The sequence below is a fragment of the Exiguobacterium sp. PHA03 genome, from assembly GCF_041945985.1.
Classification (GTDB): Bacteria; Bacillota; Bacilli; order Exiguobacteriales; family Exiguobacteriaceae; genus Exiguobacterium_A.
Map to the genome: position 1 here is coordinate 132,443 of NZ_JAUTYQ010000001.1, position 15,925 is coordinate 148,367.

The following is a 15,925-nucleotide window of genomic DNA, read 5'->3' on the forward strand; positions in this document are numbered from 1 at the left end:
AATCAGATGTAGAATGTCGGAAGGGTGTGGAATGAATGAAACGATGGAGTGGAATCATACTGGCATCGACACTAAGCCTTGCAGGATGCGGTAGTGTCATCGATGATCCAGAACGGGCAGTCAAGGAGCGAAAGGAAATGGCGGTCGTCTTATCGGATGTTGGTCTTGGCGATCAATCATTCAGCGATGCAGCGATGAGCGGTATGGCGTTGTTACGGGAGAAGGAAGGCTGGTCGATCGATTACCGGGAATTAAACGAAACGAAGACCTATAAAACAGCATTTGAAGCGTTAGCGAAAAAGAAGCCGACCGTTATCGTCGGACTCGGCTACATGGGGCAGACAGATCTTGAGACCGTTGCTAAAAAATATCCGAAACAACAATTCGCCTTGATTGATGCCGTCTCGACGTTACCGAACGTACTCTCGGTTACGTTCAAAGAGGACGAAGGAAGCTACTTAGCGGGTGCCGCTGCAGGAATCCAAACCAAGACGAATACGATTGGTTTCGTCGGTGGGATGAAGTCGCCTTTGATTGAGAAGTTCGAAAAAGGATACATAGCTGGCGCTAAAGCCGTCAATCCGAAAACAAAGGTACTCGTCGAATATGCGGAGGACTTTGCGGCGCCCGAAAAGGGACGGACGCTTGCAAACGAAATGATGCAGAAAAAGGCAGACGTGTTATATGCAGCTGCTGGATTAACAGGGAGCGGCGTCCTTGAGGCAGCGCAAACGAAGGGGAAAAAAGCTATCGGTGTTGATAGCGATCAGACCCCGATCGCGCCTGACGCCGTCATGACGTCGATGCTAAAACAAGTTGATCTTGCGATTACGAAAATCGGACAAGATGTGGATGCAAAAGGACTCCAATCTGGACAAGTCGTCCTTGGTGTCAAAGAAGGGGCAATCCAGTTGGCTCCAATCCGTAATACGAACTTTACGGACGGGGAACGAAAAAAATTAGAGCAGCTGCAACAAGATGTGCTCGAAGGTAAGGTGACGATCCAATGACGTTACGGAAACGATTTTTACTCTCAACATTAGTGACGATTTTGAGTGTCGTCATCTTGATGGGATGGACCTTGTTCCAACTCCGTCAAATTCAATCCTATAACGAAGACTACGGGAAACAACTCGTTGAAATTTCAGAACTCGAAACGAAGCTCTTATATGAACAGGCAGCATGGAACCGACTGGCAAGCCAACCGTCTGAGAGTCAGGCGGAGCAGGTTCAGGCTCTTAGTAGGAAGAACGAGCAAGCTTTGAATCAGCTACAGAAGACATATTTGATTCCAGCGTTTCAAGAAGAGTTGAACCGGGCGGATATGAAGTATAAGACGCTCGTTGCAAAACGGACGGAACTGACGGACGCGGTGAATCCGATTGACATTCGCTCCCATGCCGCACGAATTGAAGGTGTCCTCAGTGATCTCTATACGTTACATACGAAAAATGGGGAGTTTTATGATGTCTTACAACGTGAGGCAAAAGACGAGACATTGAATTTGACGCGGACCGTCCTAATCGCGACATTCCTCCTCTTGATTGGTCTAGCGTTATACAATTGGTACTTCGCACGTAGTATCACGCGACCAATCAGCCGTGTCGTCCGGACAGCAGAGCAAATTTCGGATGGAGACTTGTCACAGGAACTGGTCGTATCCGGTCGAAAAGATGAGATTGGTCGACTCGAGACGGCTGTTGCGCAGATGCAAGGAACTTTACATGAGGTCATCGGAACGATCAGTCGCTCGTCGAACACGATTCGTCAAATGAGTACGGAAGCGACGACAGAGAACGCGAACATCGTCGAAGTTTCTGGTAACATGACCCATGCGATTAATGAGATGGCGAGCGGTACACAAACGGTGTCGGATGATATCCAGACAACGGTCAGTACGATGGCTGATATGCAACAACTCTTCGAGGAGAGCGAACAACGCGCACAAACCGCTTATGCAGAAGGACAGGCGGCAGACCACGTGATGGTTCAAAGTAGTTCTGTCATGGAACAACAGGCTACTTCATTACGTGCGTCAACAGAACAAAATCGTGAACTCGGTCAGAAATTAGAAGGTTTCCTTGAGCAAACGCAACAAATCGAACAGATGGCGCAACTCGTCGCTGGAGTCTCTGCGCAGACGAACTTATTGTCACTCAATGCGGCAATCGAAGCGGCGCGAGCAGGGGAAGCCGGTCGTGGATTTGCCGTCGTGGCGAGTGAAGTTAAAAAGTTAGCAGATGAGACACACGAAGCGACGCGTTCGATCTTCTCACTCGTCCGTTCGATTCGCCAAGACGGCGCTGTTTTACAAGAAGCACTCGTGCAAGCGGAGCGGGAACAGACGAACCAGGTCGAGAATTTTACACACGTCCAACAAGCATTCGGTGAGACGCGTCAAAAAGTAGCGAGTGTGACCGAAACACTCGATTATGTGACGAAACAACTCGTACATTCGAAACAACAAGCCCGCCATGTCGTTGGTCAAGTCAGTACAGTTAGTGGTGTCATGGAAGAACTTGCAGCCGGAAATGAAGAGATCGCTGCTTCGATGCGTGATCAACAGGCATCGTTCGAACAGATTCATCAATTGATGCAAGAACTCGAGTCGACGACGACGTCGCTTGACAGTCAGACACATCAATTCAAAATTTAATGAACACAGCAAAAGTGCACGCATTCTCAGGAAGAGAAGGCGTGCACTTTTTCTTGAATCGACTTAGAAGAAGCTTTCTGGATCGAGCTCATTCGTCCGTCCATTCGCATCATACTGGTATCCACCATCGTGGATTTCAAAATGCAAGTGTGGACCAGTCGAGTTACCGGTGCTTCCGAGAACACCGATTTGCTGTCCTTGTTTGACTTGTTGTCCCTGTTTAACGTTCAAGGCATTCATATGGGCATACACGGTCGTATACGTTTTTCCGTCGATATTATGAGAGATATAGACGTGGTTGCCGTAAGGACCACCGGAACTTGCTAAGATGACTGTTCCATTTGCAGACGCAACGATTGGCGAGTTGAGTGGACCAGCGAAGTCGGTTCCATTGTGGTACGCATAACCATTACTTCCGCTTGCTGCACCCATTCCTTGCGAAACAGAGCCTTGAGCAGGTTTGATGAATTTACCTTTTGCTTTTGAGATGACTTTCGTGCTGGCCTTGCTAACAGATGCTGGCACTGCCGATTGTTTTGCAGCTTTTGCTGCAGCTGCTTTCGCGGCACGTGCTGCAGCTTTTTCTGCCTCTTCCTGTGCCTTCAGTTGGGCCGATGCCTCTTTCAGGCTAAGGATACTGGATTCGATTTTTTTCTTTTGCGACGTCAGACGTTTCAGAAGTGCTGTTCGCTTTTGTTTTTCTTGTTTTAATTCACGTTGTTTCTTTTTTAAAACATTACGATCTTCAATCAAGTCTTGGCGTGTCTGCTTCAGTTCTTCTTTCGAAGCTGCCAGTTCTTTTTTGTTTGATTCGTAATCTTTTAATAAAGAAGCATCACTTTCCGCGATTGTATTGAAGGCATTGAAACGGCTAATCATATCACCGACATCTTTTGCGCCGAAGACGGCTTCAAGCAGCGGGGCGTTATCGGCTTTCGACTGACGGACCGCTAGACGATCACCGAGCATTTTTTCTTGTTTCTTGATTTTCTTTTGCAACTTCTCGATCTTATCTTCTAATCGAGCAATCTGTTTCGTGTTTTCGTCGATTTTCTTTTGATTCTCGACGACTTGTAATGTCAGCCCATTAATCTGTTGATCCAGGGCGTAGACTTGTTGCTGTGCTTTAGATAATTGATTATTTTTTTGAGACAACGCCTCGCGTTGCTTCGATTGTTGTTGCTGGTTTTGTTGTTGCTTTTCTCTATATGAACTTGCTGCGTCGACGGGAGTTGTCGTCATGAGCGGACTTGCGAGTAAAGTGAGTGTCATGAGCGATAGCCCGAGTGACTTTCCGAAAGGTCGTTTCATAAACTAAGCGTCATTCCTTTCCCTTGTGAAGTGTTACCTATCCCACTCTAACAAGAAAATCAGAAAATCCACTTTACAATTCTTTTAAAAAAATACAAGAGAAGCTAGCAGAAAGTATGAAGAATTTATGAAAATAATGATGCGTGAACAGAAGAATAAATAGAATATGTTGATATGAAAGGAAAAATCATTATGTAATTGATTGATTTCCGAATGATGTCAGAAGATATATTTTTGTAACATCGTATAAATAGAAGGTTTATTAATGTTTGAAAAAGGTATAAATATAGTTTTTGTGAAATGAAAAAGTGCCCCGAAAGGCACTCCATCCGAATCATTCTTCATAAATCATCTTTCGTGTCATCCCACCGTCTAGGACCAGTGTTTCGCCCGTCAAGAAATCGTTATCCGGGTGTGTTAGATAGAGAGCCGCACGAGCGACATCACTTGGTTTTCCGACGCGACCAGCTGGATGTTGACTATGATCTTCAGGTGATAATTCTTGATAGTCACCGGTTTCAATCCAACCAGGAGCAATCGCGTTGACGAGAATTCCGTCTTCTCCGAGTGAGACAGCAAGTGCATGGGTCAGAGCAAAAATGCCACCTTTCGTCGATGCATAAGATTCTGTATGCGGTTCCGACATGAAGGCGCGGGTCGAAGCCAGGTTGACGATCCGACCACCACTTTTACTTTGTTTCAAATAAGGTGTAGCGGCCTTAGTCGTTAAAAAGATACTACGCAGGTTCGTATGATGAACCCGATCCCATTCCTCAAGTGACAATTCGAGTAAGGGTTTTCGAATCATGATACCGGCGTTATTGATGACGATGTCGATACGACCAGTATGTTCAATCGCTTTCTCAATCAACAGTTGAACGTCTTTTTCGTGTTGGATATCGAGGTGATAGAAGTAAGCCGTCCCACCATCTTCTTCAATTTGTTGAACTAATTCGTCTCCTGTCATCTGATCGATGTCAGCAAGAACGACATTTGCGCCATGCGCAGCGTAGGTGCGGGCGAGTTCTGCACCAATGCCATTCGCGGCTCCCGTAATGATGACGGTTTGATTAACATGATTCATAAAAATCATCCTTTCTGTAACGCTTCTCTCCCTTTTTTACCGTTCCATCATATCCTGAAACCTGACAGGATTATCATCCGTAGGAACAGGGAAATAGAAAAGCGTCGAAGTTACTTTAGAATGGGGGAAAATAGGAATGAAATTCTCGAATCAACAATTAGAAAAACAACAAAATCAGTATGCCGAAGATGCAAAAGATTATATTGATCGCCCGAAAAAGACGAACTCGCTGTTACAACGAGCAACTGCAAAGGTAAACGGGAACTCTCGTTTGTCCGTCGTCTTTTCACCGTTAACGTTGTTCGTCGATATGATTCGCGCGTACCAGTCAGGTGAATACCGTAACATTCGTCGTACGACGATCTTAAAAGTAATCGGCGCATTGGTTTATCTCGTGTCACCAATTGACCTCGTACCTGATTTCGTACTCGGATTTGGATTTGCAGACGATATCGCAGTCATCCTTTTCGTCACGAAAACAGTCTTTGAAGAATTGACACGTTTCAGCGACTGGCAAGATGAACAACAAAAACGTCGTACGCAACCATTGCAAAGCGAGGATGCGTATTGATCAAATAGATGATCCGAGCGACTTCACACAAGAAGTCGCTCTTTCTGATGTAAAAAGAGCCGTTTCCTGTACGCCCTCTTGAAATTTCGATACACTAGAAATAGTTGGTAAAGAGAGAGGGAGGGCGAAAATGGGACACCACTGGATGGAATCATACGGTTATATCGGGATCATGATGACGCTCATGTTTCCATTCATACCGAGCGAAGTACCGCTCGCGTATGCAGGATATCTCGTGCATACGGCACAGGCGAATCTGCTATTCATGGTGTTCCTTGCTGTAGTAAGCTTCGTCATTAGTCAGAACCTCTTTTTTACGATTGGACAGTTCGGGAGTGAACGATTATTGAATCGTTTATTCAAATGGTTTCGGATTTCGGAAACAAAAATGCTCCAGTTTCAGACGCAAATGGAGACGAAAGGACGCTATATTCTTCTTCTTTCTCCGATGTGGCGTATCGGATTTGCGATTGGTGCCGGTCTAACTGGTGTTTCACGCTGGACGTTTACCGTCGTGACGACGATTTCCTTTTTCCTCTGGTCGACGCTCTTCATTTGGGGCGGGAAAGCTGTTGGTCATGAATGGCGAAAATTGCATCACCTCAATCATCCGATAGTTTGGATTGGTTTAGGCGTGTTGATTACGGTTGGCTATTTGATTCAGAAAAAGAGAAAAGCAAAAAAAGAGATGTAAAAGGAGTGGGAACATGGCAATTATCTTATTCGATATTGACGGTACATTGATTGACTCAACGGAACAAATGACAGAAGCAATCCATCGGGCGATGGAGGACATGCCGCATCTTCCAAAACCTTCGCAAGAAAGTGTTCAGGCAAGCTACGGTCTTGCAGGAAGCGCCTTTTGGCGAAAAGCGATTCCGGAAGCCTCAGAAGAGGATATTCGTTTAATTCGAAAAAAGAGACATGGTCATTTAGAAGATACGATGGTTGAACAGAATGTATTATTTGACGGAATTCGATCATTATTGCAAGCTCTTGTTTCAGCGGGACACACGGTCTCAACTGCAAGTAATTGCGGCAACCATTATCTAAACCTTGTGCTTGATAGTCAGGAAATCCGCTCGTTCTTCACAAGTCCGAAATGCTTGGAATCTGTCAATGGAAAAGAAAAATCGGATATCTTACGCGCTCACCGCGATGAGTTTGGAGAAGGATCTTACTGGATGATTGGAGATCGGTCTTCTGATGTCGAAGCGGCTCGTAAGGAACATATGCCGGTCGTCTTATGTCAATATGGTTTTGGTACGCCATCCGAGTGGAATTCGGCAGATCATGTCATCGAGACACCGCTTGATTTGTTAACAGTGATTGAAAAATAAAGAAGTAAAAAGCCAAGCTAGAAACGTCGATTTTTTCAGACGGTCGGCTTGGCTTTTTTGTGGTTAAAATATCAATCAAGATGCACTTACTCGAAATCGAGTCGGTACGATTCTGCGCTCATCCATGGACGGAACTTCCGGAAGAGTAGATGGAACAATAAACAGAGAATAATGGGTAAGACGATAAAAAGACCAAGCACGAATGTCATATTGAAGAGCGTCCATCCTCCTGACATCAGGTGTAGCGCATTGATTGGACCGATTAAACCAGACATTCCAAATCCGGCACTAAACGGTGTACCTTGAACACCGAGCATTCCTGCTAATGCACCAAGGATAGCGGCACTACACATGACAGGTAGAATCATCAATGGATTACGAATGAAGTTCGCCATCTGGATTTTAGGAGAACCAAGAAAATGAGCAATCGACGTTCCGCGTGAATTCGCTTGCCAACCGGCAATCGCAAGACCGAACCCAGCGGCACAGACACCTAGATTGGCAGCTCCGGCAGCAACACCCGATAAACTGATCGCGGTCGCAATGCCGACCGTCGAAAGCGGAGAGACGATGAGAACGGAAAAGGCGACCGCAATTAGAATGCCCATCAAGACGGGTTGAAGTGCCGTGAAGTCTGAGATGACATGTCCTATTGCTGTTGTGATCCGTGTGACGAACGGATACGTCAGAACACCAATTCCACCGGCACCGACAATCAAAATCGTTGGCATGACAAGCACCGTATATGTTTTGAAGCGTTCACCAATCAATAAGACGATTGCTGTTGCAATAGCTGCCGTCAAACCAGCATTGATGACATCACCTGTACCGACGAAAACGAATGTCGCATCCGCACGGGTCGCAACACCTGAGCCGACGACCGTCGCGAGTCCAATCGATGTGGTGGCGATCGGTGTCACTTTAAATTGCATCGCTACGGCGACACCAATCACCATTGGTAAAAGTCGCATCGCGAGTGTCGTTGCGTCCAAAACGTGTTGGGCACCAGAAACGTATGGTAATAATGCCTTAGCGAGTTCACCGAGTAAGGCTCCTGGAATAAGGGCAACGAGAATTCCAATACTGAGACCGTTTAAAACATGCACTGCAAATTGACGTGGCTGACGCAAAATAGATGAATCCACAAAATCCTCTCCTTATGTAACGCTTTTGTGCATAACAGTATAAAAGTTATGAATTGTGTTTTATCTTACGGTAAGAACAGAAGGACGTCAAGGAAAAGTTAGAAAATTCCAAACGAGCAAAGGATTCGTCTTTCAGAAACGGAATTGTTACAGTGAAGAAGTATATTGAATGAGGAGGTCATGAATCATGTCAGAACAACGTATCGTATTAGCGGAACGACCAAACGGAAAACCAACAGGGGAAACATTCCGTTATGAATCATTTGAGTTAGCAGATTTACGAGAAGGGCAAGTCGCACTGGAGTCACTCTATATCTCAGTCGATCCATATATGCGGGGACGTATGAACGATACGCGTTCTTATTCGCAACCGTTTGAGATTGATGAACCGATTCACGGGGGTGTCGTAGCGCGTGTCATCGAGTCTAAAAGTGAGGCGCTCAAGTCAGGTGATGTCGTCGTGGGGATGCTCGATTGGGCAACGAAAGCAGTCGTCGATGCGAAAAGTGTCCGTAAAATCGATGAGCAGATCGCTCCGATCTCAACAGCGCTCGGTGTTCTCGGAATGACAGGGATGACGGCGTATTTCGGGTTGCTTGATATCGGGAATCCACAGCCAGGAGAAACTGTTGTCGTATCGGCAGCAGCAGGGGCTGTTGGATCGATCGTTGGTCAAATCGCTAAAATCAAAGGTGCACGAGTAGTTGGGATTGCAGGAAGTGACGAAAAGTTACAGCACTTAAAAGCAGATCTTGGTTTTGACGAAGTCATCAACTACAAAACGGAAGACATCCGGAAAGCATTAGACCGGACGTGTCCAGACGGCATCGATGTTTATTTTGAAAATGTCGGTGGAGAGATCGGCGATGCGGTTCTGGATCGGCTTAATCCATTCGCGCGAGTACCGGTCTGCGGCGCTATTTCTGGGTATAACGCACAACAGGACATCGGTCCACGTGTTCAATCGAAATTAATCATTGCGCGTGCGCGCATGCAAGGTTTCTTAGTGGGGGATTATGGCAAACGATTCAAGGAAGCGGCTGAGCAACTCGGTCAATGGGTCAGTGAAGGGAAATTACGATATGAAGAGACGATCTTTGAAGGCTTCGATCGTGTACCAGATGCTTTCCTCGGATTATTCGATGGCTCGAACACAGGGAAACTATTAGTAAAAGTTAAGTAATACGCCAAAAGAGGTTGCGGAATTATTCCGCAACCTCTTTTTTATGGCATGAGATTCATGAATCCTTTTGATCGCGCTTGAGTTCTTCTGGATCTGGATCCGGATGTTGTGTTTCCGCAGGCTTGATTCCGGGATCTGATGTCTCAGCTGGATCAGGGTCCGGGTGAAGACCAACGTCTGCCTTTTCATCTGGTAAATCATGATTTTTTTCGTTTAACATGTCCAGTCATCTCCTTTTATCAGTACGTAGTAATGTTTCCCCGTTTTTTAAATCCAAAACAATGAGAGTGCATAAGAGTCGTTTTCGAAAACGCGTAAATGATTTCCACGGACAAGAAAGCGAAACCGGTCGATTTCCTAGGAAATACAGGTTGACTGAAATGGAATGTAAGGAAAATCCAAAAAAGCTTCACTAAGTCTTTACAAAAACCTTGCAAGTCCTTCAAGTAGCCTTTGAATTGCTTCCGTAGACTAAAAAAGAGTTGAAAAGAGGAAGGGTGTTTACGTGTGAGTGATCAAAAATGGAAACGACAAATCATGCAACAACTAAATTGGGTTCGCGAAGAGAAAAAACGGCTCACAAGCGACACGACAGCAAGTAAAGAGTCACTCGAAAAACTTCGTCAGCTGGACGTCTTGCGTCTGCCAACGGTTCGAACTTCTAAAAACACGACGACACGTTATCAACAAAATAGCCAAGCGTCATTACTAGATCAATTGGATGTCTCACATATTCCGGTACGGACGACGACGCGTTATTATGAAAAACGACCAATCGAGATGGCAATCGTCTGCTCGGAATTCATGTATGCCTATTATGAAGATGCCGTTCATCTCCATTATGTCAATGCGAACACATTCGAAGAAGTTTTCGAGCGCGAGATTGATCTCTTTTTGGTCGTATCTTCATGGAAAGGATTACGAGGGGATGATTGGAAAGGTGTCGCCACACCAAATTCAAAGAAACGCCAACGGTTACTTTCGATGATGCAGGAAGTCAAAGCTAAAGGAATTCCAGTCGTCTTTCAATCGACGGAAGACCCGAGTAACCATGAACGGTTTCAAGACGTGGCTCAAGCTGCCAATTATGTCCTGACTTCAGATGAGGCGATGATTCCTGAATATCGTGTTTTATGTGGACATGATCGAATCATGGCGATGCCGTTTGGAGTCAATCCATTGATTCACAATCCGATTGGAGCGACACGTAGCCGAAAGAAGGGCGTTTTATTCGCCGGTAGCTGGATGGCGAAATATCCGGAGCGTGTGAAAGATACGGAGATGTTGTTTGATGGGGTCATGCAGTCTTCGCACGAACTCGATATCGTGGACCGGAATTATCATCTCGACTTACCAGCCTATCAGTTTCCGGAACGCTATCAATCACGGGTCGCACCAGCGATTCCTTATGATGCCTTACAACAAGTCAGTAAATGTTATGACTGGGTCCTGAACCTAAATAGCATCAAATATAGTAAGACGATGTGTGCCCGTCGCGTCTATGAATCGCAAGCACTCGGTAATTTGATCCTGTCGAATTACAGTATCGCCGTCAACAACGAGTTTCCGAACATCTTCACCGTACATGACGCACAGGAGGCGACGGCGATCGTAGAACGCACATCGCAAGAAGAAATCGAACGTTTACGAGCAGAAGGACTTCGTGCCGTCATGACGGAGCATACAGTCTTCGAACGGATGGATCAGATTCTAGCGTTCATTAGACGAGTACCTGAAACACGAAAACATCGTTTACTAATCGTTGTCGCTCAGGATGGGGAAGTCATTCGTGACGTGATCAATCGTCAAAGTCTCACACCAGACGAAATCGTCTCAGCGGATGCATTGACGGAGCAAACCTATGATCAAGCGGATCTCGTTGCTTGGATGGATGGGCATGAATCCTACGGTGAATATTATTTAGAGGACCTCGTGAATGGCTTTAAATATAGCGATGCCAGCATTGTCCGAAAGGGGAGCCAACATCCATATCATCTACATGAGATGAGCGGTAGCCGAAACGGTGCGATTATCTGGCGGTCAGATATCGGATATGACGCGTTTCAAGCAGGTGAATTGAACGGAAAAACGCTGTTGCTCGATCAATTTGAGTGGAACGAGCAGACAGTAGTTCCGACGGATCACACACCGCAACTGTCGGTCGTTGTTCCCATCTATAACAATGGGAAACATCTCACGTATAAATGCTTCGCCAGTCTAACACGGATGGATCGATTCATGGAGTCAGAGATTTTACTCGTAGATGATGGATCGACGGACATAGAGGCACGTCAAGCCGTAGAACGTCTCGCGCGACGTTATGGCAATGTCAGAACCTATTTCTTCGAGACAGGTGGTAGTGGTAGTGCTTCGCGTCCTCGCAACAAGGGAGTCGAGATGGCACGAGCTGACTATGTGACGTTCCTTGATCCAGATAACGAGGTACTCAGCGATCGTTATGCCTTTTTGCTTCAGGAATTAGAGAACGATCCATCACTTGATTTTGTAGCGGGTCATATGAAAAAACTTGCCGAGAAGACGAGTATCATCGCCTTGCCGACGATTCGCAAACAAGGACGAACGGTTTGTGAAGATCCAAAAGCTTTTCTATTGAAACATCGCTTTGCGGTACAAAGCATTCAAGCACTCGTCGTCCGTCGTACCTTCTTGCTCGAACATCAATTGGAACAGGTCGTCGGTGCAGTCGGTCAGGACTCCTTGTTTTTCCAGGAATTGATGCTTCGCGCCAATCGTGTCTTACTCGTCAATCGGGTCATCCATTATTATTATGCAGCAGTTGCAGGATCGACCGTGAATGCATTGACGGTGAAATTTTTTGAACGCAGTGTTGTCCGAGAACGGGCACGAGCTGAGAAATTCGCTCGTTATGGAGTGCTTGAGGAATACAAGGGAACACGATTCGAGCATTTCTTCGAGCATTGGTATCTCGTTAAATTACGCTACTGCAGTGATAAGGATTTCGCACCAAGTGTCGCATTGTTGCGCACAATCATTGGTTTCTATGAGCCGATCACATTGACGAACCCGTTGATCCGTCGATTCATGGAGCTTGCAGACCGTCAGGAGACAGATCGCCTTCAACATCTATTACTTGAGGAGGTGCAGAAATGACGGCATCGATGAAGACAGCACGACCAAAAGATCAAATCCGAGCAGCTTACTACGATCAATTAGGGGGGGGATTCGGTAAAAAAGTGCGCGCGCGTGTTCACTGGATCGTTCGACAAGCAAAAGGGGAGCACATTTTAGATATCGGTTGTTCCGGTGGAGTTGTTCCGATTTTGCTTGGACGGGAAGGGAAACATGTCGTCGGAATCGATGTCTTACCAGAAGCGATTACTGAAGCCAAACAAGCATTGCTTGAGGAACCGGCATCCGTAAAGGAAAAAGTGGAATTACATGAAGCGAATGTCATGACTTATACACCTGACATTCAATTCGACACAGTCTTGATGACGGAAGTATTGGAACATATCGGGGAGCCGGAACGCTTCATCGCTCGTGCCGTCTCGTTCATCGCACCAGAAGGACGACTCGTCATCACAGTTCCATTTGGAGTGAACGATTATGCGGATCACAAACGGACGTATTATTTAAATCGACTGCTTGAACAGTTGACGCCCTTCGGTAAAATCGAGACGGTCGAGCGGCTTGATAAGTGGCTTGGAATCACGATTCAAGTCTATCCTGAACCACGAGATGGTCGAGCAATTGTACCAACGGAAGTCGAATGGCTCGAGGATGCCTTTGAAGAAGTGGAACGATTGCATCTCGCAACGATCATTGACTTAAAGCGCAAGCAACAGACTCTAGAACGAAAAGTTCAACGGTTAGCGGAACAAACAGATTTATTCGAGCAGGCACAAGCGGAATCACTACGTCATGAACAGCAACTACAGGAACAGCGTGAACAATATAAGATGCTCGAAGAACAATATGCCGCACTTCTTGATCGATTCGAAGCGTCATTGGTGTCAAATCTAGAATTGCTGGAGGTGAATGCATCATGGAAATCAAAATACCGCTCACTCGCGCGTTCAAAGCTCGGAAAAATCGTCGTCCGCTACTGGAAGTTCCGACGTCAACTCAAACAGCGCCGGAGTCGTCGATGAACGTCTTGATGATTTGTCAAAATTTCTATCCGGAAATTGGCAGTGCGGCAAACCGAATGAAGAATATCTTCAAGCGGATGGAACAAGCGGGAAGTGACGTTCATGTCCTGACGTCAGAACCGCTTTATCCGACGGCAGAACTCTATACGGACTCGATGTTCTGGGATGAACCGAGCCTCGACACGGCACATGTGACTCGTATCCAACCGCGTGACGTCCGGGCGACGAATAATTTATGGCGGCGCCTTCGCTTGTTCGTGGAACAATTCGTACTTGCGGTGAAAGAGGTTCGACATGATCCAAAATCCTACGCCTACATCTATGCGACGACGCCGTCTATCTTCATGGGGCTCGTCGGGGTCGTCGCGAAACATGTCAAAAAGGCTCCTTTGATTCTTGATGTGCGTGATTTATGGCCAGAATCGTTGATTGGCGTCGGCATTACGAAATCGCGTCTCTTATTGACTCCGCTCTACTGGCTTGAAAAGTGGATGTATCGACAGGCGGATCAATTGGTCATCAACAGTGAAGGTTTTCGATCGTATATCGAAGGACGAGGCATTGCACCGGAAAAAATTCATTATATCCCGAACTCGATCGAGGAAAACGAGTGGTTAATCAAACGTCGAAAAGTATCGGAACAAGTTCGCGTCGTGTATACAGGGAATATCGGACTCGCACAAGATGTGTTCTTGTTGCTTGACGTCGCACAGGAACTTCAACAAGAACAGGATATCTGCTTTCAAGTCGTCGGTTACGGCTATCACAAACAAACGTTCGAACGACTCGTCAAGGAACGTGGATTGACGAATATCGAGTTTCTTGACGCGATGCCACGCTGGGATGCGTTGAAACAACTCGCGAAGAGTGACATCGCCTTTGCGACACTTGTCGAGAGTACAGCGTTCGATACAGTGACACCAGGAAAGATCATCGACTACATGGCGATGGGCTGTGCCATCGTCGGTGCGGTATCCGGTCATGCGGCGCATGTCATCGAAGAAGCAGGAGCCGGTTATGTGTCTGTCCAGCGGAAAAAAGAGGAGATCGTCGATCATATTCTCGAGTTATCACGAAATCCAGAGAAACGTGCAACGATGGGACGGGCGGGTGTGGATTACGTCCAACGCCATTTCGATTGGGAACAAAATGAACAGCGCTTGTTTGAAGCCATCGAACAAACGCAGTCACGAAAGGCGGTCGCAGAATGAAGCGCATTGGAATGTTTGTTTGGAATCCTTTTACGAATGACGCCCGTGTCTTACGTGAATGTACGGCACTCGTCGAAGCAGGACACCGCGTGGACCTATACTGTCTAAATGACGGCACACTTCCAGAAGTCGAATACCCGATGTCAGGGTTTCGCGTCATTCGAATCGACCGGACGCCACCTTTTGCGAGGTGGCTCCCGTTCTTTCACAAACGGAAAAAACGGACACTTGCTATCGGATTGATGGGTGCGCTTCTTGCGCCATGGCTCATTCCCGTGATGCTCGTGCTCTTTTTATTCATGCGAAGTCGATTCATCCGTTACGCCCTATATAACAGTTTCGGCATTCTTCGCATGACACGTACTGCCCGGAAGCATGATTATGACGTCATGCATGCGAACGATGTCAATACGTTACCACAAGCGATTGGGGCGGCGCGTGGTGCACAAATCGTCTATGACTCGCATGAAGTCCAGACCGATCGGACAGGATACGGAAGCATGCAAGGGAAATTAGAACGCTGGTTGCTTCGATTCGTCGACCAGACCATCGTTGAAAATGACACGCGTGCAGATTATCATCAAAAATTATATGGAACCCGACCATCCGTCTTGCACAATTATCCGTTTTACGAACCGATTATTCCGCAACCGCGACCGTTACGCGAAGAGTTAGCACTCGCACCAGACGAGCCGATTTTGTTGTATCAAGGCGGGATCCAGGAAGGACGTGGACTGGAGCGACTCATTGAAGCGATGCCGTTCATCGATCGAGGAACACTTATTTTCGTTGGAGATGGAAAGTTAAAAGGGAAACTGATGCAACTGGCTGCGCAATCATCGGAAAAGTCTCGCATCCGCTTCATTGAGAAGGTTCCGCTTGCTGAACTACCCAGTTACACGGCAGCGGCGACTGTCGGCTTTCAGGTCCTTCAAAACGTCTGCTTCAATCATTATTCAGCTTCTTCGAATAAACTATTCGAATACATGGCAGCGTTAATTCCTGTCATCGCGGCCGACTTACCAGAAATCCGTCGTGTCGTCGAAACAGAAGGAATCGGTTTGATCGTCGATGTCGAATCGCCGCATAGTATCGCCGAGGCGGTCAATCGTCTAGTGAAGGATAAGAGCTTGCGCGGAGTGATGCAGGAGCGAGCAAGCGTAGCAAGGAGACAATACAACTGGGAGCAAGAAAAAGGCCGACTTCTTGCTGTCTATGACTCGATTTTCATGGAATCTGGGACAAAATAAGAAAAATAGTCAACGACTCGAAGGGAAATCCACGTGGAATG

14 protein-coding genes are annotated in these 15,925 nt (G+C 46.6%); 10 read left to right on the forward strand and 4 right to left on the reverse strand.

Features of this window, described 5'->3' with window-relative positions; translation table 11 throughout:
• Positions 1 to 35: 35 nt before the first annotated feature.
• Positions 36 to 1,010 (forward strand): BMP family lipoprotein, encoded by a 975-nt coding sequence (locus tag Q7C19_RS00700; protein ID WP_056060078.1) that lies wholly within the window; start codon positions 36 to 38, stop codon positions 1,008 to 1,010.
• Positions 1,007 to 2,656, forward strand: a complete 1,650-nt coding sequence (locus Q7C19_RS00705) for a methyl-accepting chemotaxis protein (protein ID WP_375091417.1) — start codon at positions 1,007 to 1,009, stop codon at positions 2,654 to 2,656. Before Q7C19_RS00700 ends, Q7C19_RS00705 begins: the two co-directional genes overlap by 4 nt.
• 63 nt (positions 2,657 to 2,719) lie before the next feature.
• Here Q7C19_RS00705 and Q7C19_RS00710 read toward each other — a convergent pair whose 3' ends face one another.
• Together Q7C19_RS00710 and Q7C19_RS00715 are read right to left on the reverse strand one after the other, a co-directional pair.
• On the reverse strand, positions 2,720 to 3,967 hold the full coding sequence (locus Q7C19_RS00710) for a murein hydrolase activator EnvC family protein (protein WP_375091418.1): 1,248 nt from the start codon (positions 3,965 to 3,967) through the stop codon (positions 2,720 to 2,722).
• A gap of 334 nt (positions 3,968 to 4,301) precedes the next feature.
• On the reverse strand, positions 4,302 to 5,051 hold the full coding sequence (locus Q7C19_RS00715; RefSeq protein ID WP_035409264.1) for an SDR family NAD(P)-dependent oxidoreductase: 750 nt from the start codon (positions 5,049 to 5,051) through the stop codon (positions 4,302 to 4,304).
• A gap of 136 nt (positions 5,052 to 5,187) precedes the next feature.
• Between Q7C19_RS00715 and Q7C19_RS00720 the strand changes: the two genes are divergently transcribed.
• The 3 genes from Q7C19_RS00720 (at position 5,188) to Q7C19_RS00730 (ending at position 6,962) form a co-directional block, all read left to right on the forward strand.
• Positions 5,188 to 5,622: a YkvA family protein gene (locus Q7C19_RS00720; protein ID WP_035409261.1), complete on the forward strand. Its 435-nt coding sequence runs from the start codon at positions 5,188 to 5,190 to the stop codon at positions 5,620 to 5,622.
• Positions 5,623 to 5,752: 130 nt separating this feature from the next.
• Positions 5,753 to 6,316, forward strand: a complete 564-nt coding sequence (locus Q7C19_RS00725; protein WP_035409260.1) for a DedA family protein — start codon at positions 5,753 to 5,755, stop codon at positions 6,314 to 6,316.
• A gap of 13 nt (positions 6,317 to 6,329) precedes the next feature.
• On the forward strand, positions 6,330 to 6,962 hold the full coding sequence (locus tag Q7C19_RS00730) for an HAD family hydrolase (RefSeq protein WP_035409257.1): 633 nt from the start codon (positions 6,330 to 6,332) through the stop codon (positions 6,960 to 6,962).
• An 86-nt stretch (positions 6,963 to 7,048) separates the two neighbouring features.
• Here Q7C19_RS00730 and Q7C19_RS00735 read toward each other — a convergent pair whose 3' ends face one another.
• Positions 7,049 to 8,107 carry a PTS sugar transporter subunit IIC gene (locus Q7C19_RS00735; protein ID WP_290748772.1) on the reverse strand — a complete coding sequence of 353 codons (1,059 nt, stop codon included), beginning with the start codon at positions 8,105 to 8,107 and terminating at the stop codon, positions 7,049 to 7,051.
• A gap of 187 nt (positions 8,108 to 8,294) precedes the next feature.
• Between Q7C19_RS00735 and Q7C19_RS00740 the strand changes: the two genes are divergently transcribed.
• Positions 8,295 to 9,290, forward strand: coding sequence for an NADP-dependent oxidoreductase (locus tag Q7C19_RS00740; protein WP_290786492.1), 996 nt, complete (start codon positions 8,295 to 8,297; stop codon positions 9,288 to 9,290).
• A 55-nt stretch (positions 9,291 to 9,345) separates the two neighbouring features.
• Here the strand turns inward: Q7C19_RS00740 and Q7C19_RS00745 are convergent, their stop codons facing one another.
• A complete protein-coding gene (locus tag Q7C19_RS00745) occupies positions 9,346 to 9,510 on the reverse strand; it encodes a hypothetical protein (RefSeq protein WP_197026223.1) in 165 nt (54 codons plus the stop codon).
• Between the two features lie 317 nt (positions 9,511 to 9,827).
• Here Q7C19_RS00745 and Q7C19_RS00750 point away from each other — a divergent pair, with 317 nt between their 5' ends.
• Genes Q7C19_RS00750 through Q7C19_RS00765 form a run of 4 tightly spaced genes read left to right on the forward strand, consistent with a single transcriptional unit; the run spans position 9,828 to position 15,884 of the window.
• The gene (locus tag Q7C19_RS00750; protein ID WP_375091419.1) at positions 9,828 to 12,422 is read left to right on the forward strand and encodes a glycosyltransferase; all 2,595 of its coding nucleotides are present in this window, start codon (positions 9,828 to 9,830) and stop codon (positions 12,420 to 12,422) included.
• A complete protein-coding gene (locus tag Q7C19_RS00755; protein WP_035409251.1) occupies positions 12,419 to 13,423 on the forward strand; it encodes a class I SAM-dependent methyltransferase in 1,005 nt (334 codons plus the stop codon). The genes Q7C19_RS00750 and Q7C19_RS00755 overlap by 4 nt, the downstream gene beginning before the upstream one ends.
• Positions 13,318 to 14,634 (forward strand): glycosyltransferase family 4 protein, encoded by a 1,317-nt coding sequence (locus Q7C19_RS00760; protein ID WP_231496879.1) that lies wholly within the window; start codon positions 13,318 to 13,320, stop codon positions 14,632 to 14,634. The genes Q7C19_RS00755 and Q7C19_RS00760 overlap by 106 nt, the downstream gene beginning before the upstream one ends.
• Positions 14,631 to 15,884: a glycosyltransferase gene (locus tag Q7C19_RS00765; RefSeq protein WP_375091420.1), complete on the forward strand. Its 1,254-nt coding sequence runs from the start codon at positions 14,631 to 14,633 to the stop codon at positions 15,882 to 15,884. The genes Q7C19_RS00760 and Q7C19_RS00765 overlap by 4 nt, the downstream gene beginning before the upstream one ends.
• The last annotated feature ends 41 nt before the right edge of the window (positions 15,885 to 15,925 follow it).

Coding starts and splice junctions, on each gene's coding strand:
- Q7C19_RS00715 (WP_035409264.1), bottom strand. CDS start 5,051: ATGAATCATGTTAATCAAACCGTCATCATTACGGGAGCCGCGAATGGC.
- Q7C19_RS00765 (WP_375091420.1), top strand. CDS start 14,631: ATGAAGCGCATTGGAATGTTTGTTTGGAATCCTTTTACGAATGACGCC.
- Q7C19_RS00740 (WP_290786492.1), top strand. CDS start 8,295: ATGTCAGAACAACGTATCGTATTAGCGGAACGACCAAACGGAAAACCA.
- Q7C19_RS00750 (WP_375091419.1), top strand. CDS start 9,828: ATGCAACAACTAAATTGGGTTCGCGAAGAGAAAAAACGGCTCACAAGC.
- Q7C19_RS00760 (WP_231496879.1), top strand. CDS start 13,318: ATGGAAATCAAAATACCGCTCACTCGCGCGTTCAAAGCTCGGAAAAAT.
- Q7C19_RS00700 (WP_056060078.1), top strand. CDS start 36: ATGAAACGATGGAGTGGAATCATACTGGCATCGACACTAAGCCTTGCA.
- Q7C19_RS00705 (WP_375091417.1), top strand. CDS start 1,007: ATGACGTTACGGAAACGATTTTTACTCTCAACATTAGTGACGATTTTG.
- Q7C19_RS00730 (WP_035409257.1), top strand. CDS start 6,330: ATGGCAATTATCTTATTCGATATTGACGGTACATTGATTGACTCAACG.
- Q7C19_RS00725 (WP_035409260.1), top strand. CDS start 5,753: ATGGGACACCACTGGATGGAATCATACGGTTATATCGGGATCATGATG.
- Q7C19_RS00720 (WP_035409261.1), top strand. CDS start 5,188: ATGAAATTCTCGAATCAACAATTAGAAAAACAACAAAATCAGTATGCC.
- Q7C19_RS00745 (WP_197026223.1), bottom strand. CDS start 9,510: ATGTTAAACGAAAAAAATCATGATTTACCAGATGAAAAGGCAGACGTT.
- Q7C19_RS00710 (WP_375091418.1), bottom strand. CDS start 3,967: ATGAAACGACCTTTCGGAAAGTCACTCGGGCTATCGCTCATGACACTC.
- Q7C19_RS00755 (WP_035409251.1), top strand. CDS start 12,419: ATGACGGCATCGATGAAGACAGCACGACCAAAAGATCAAATCCGAGCA.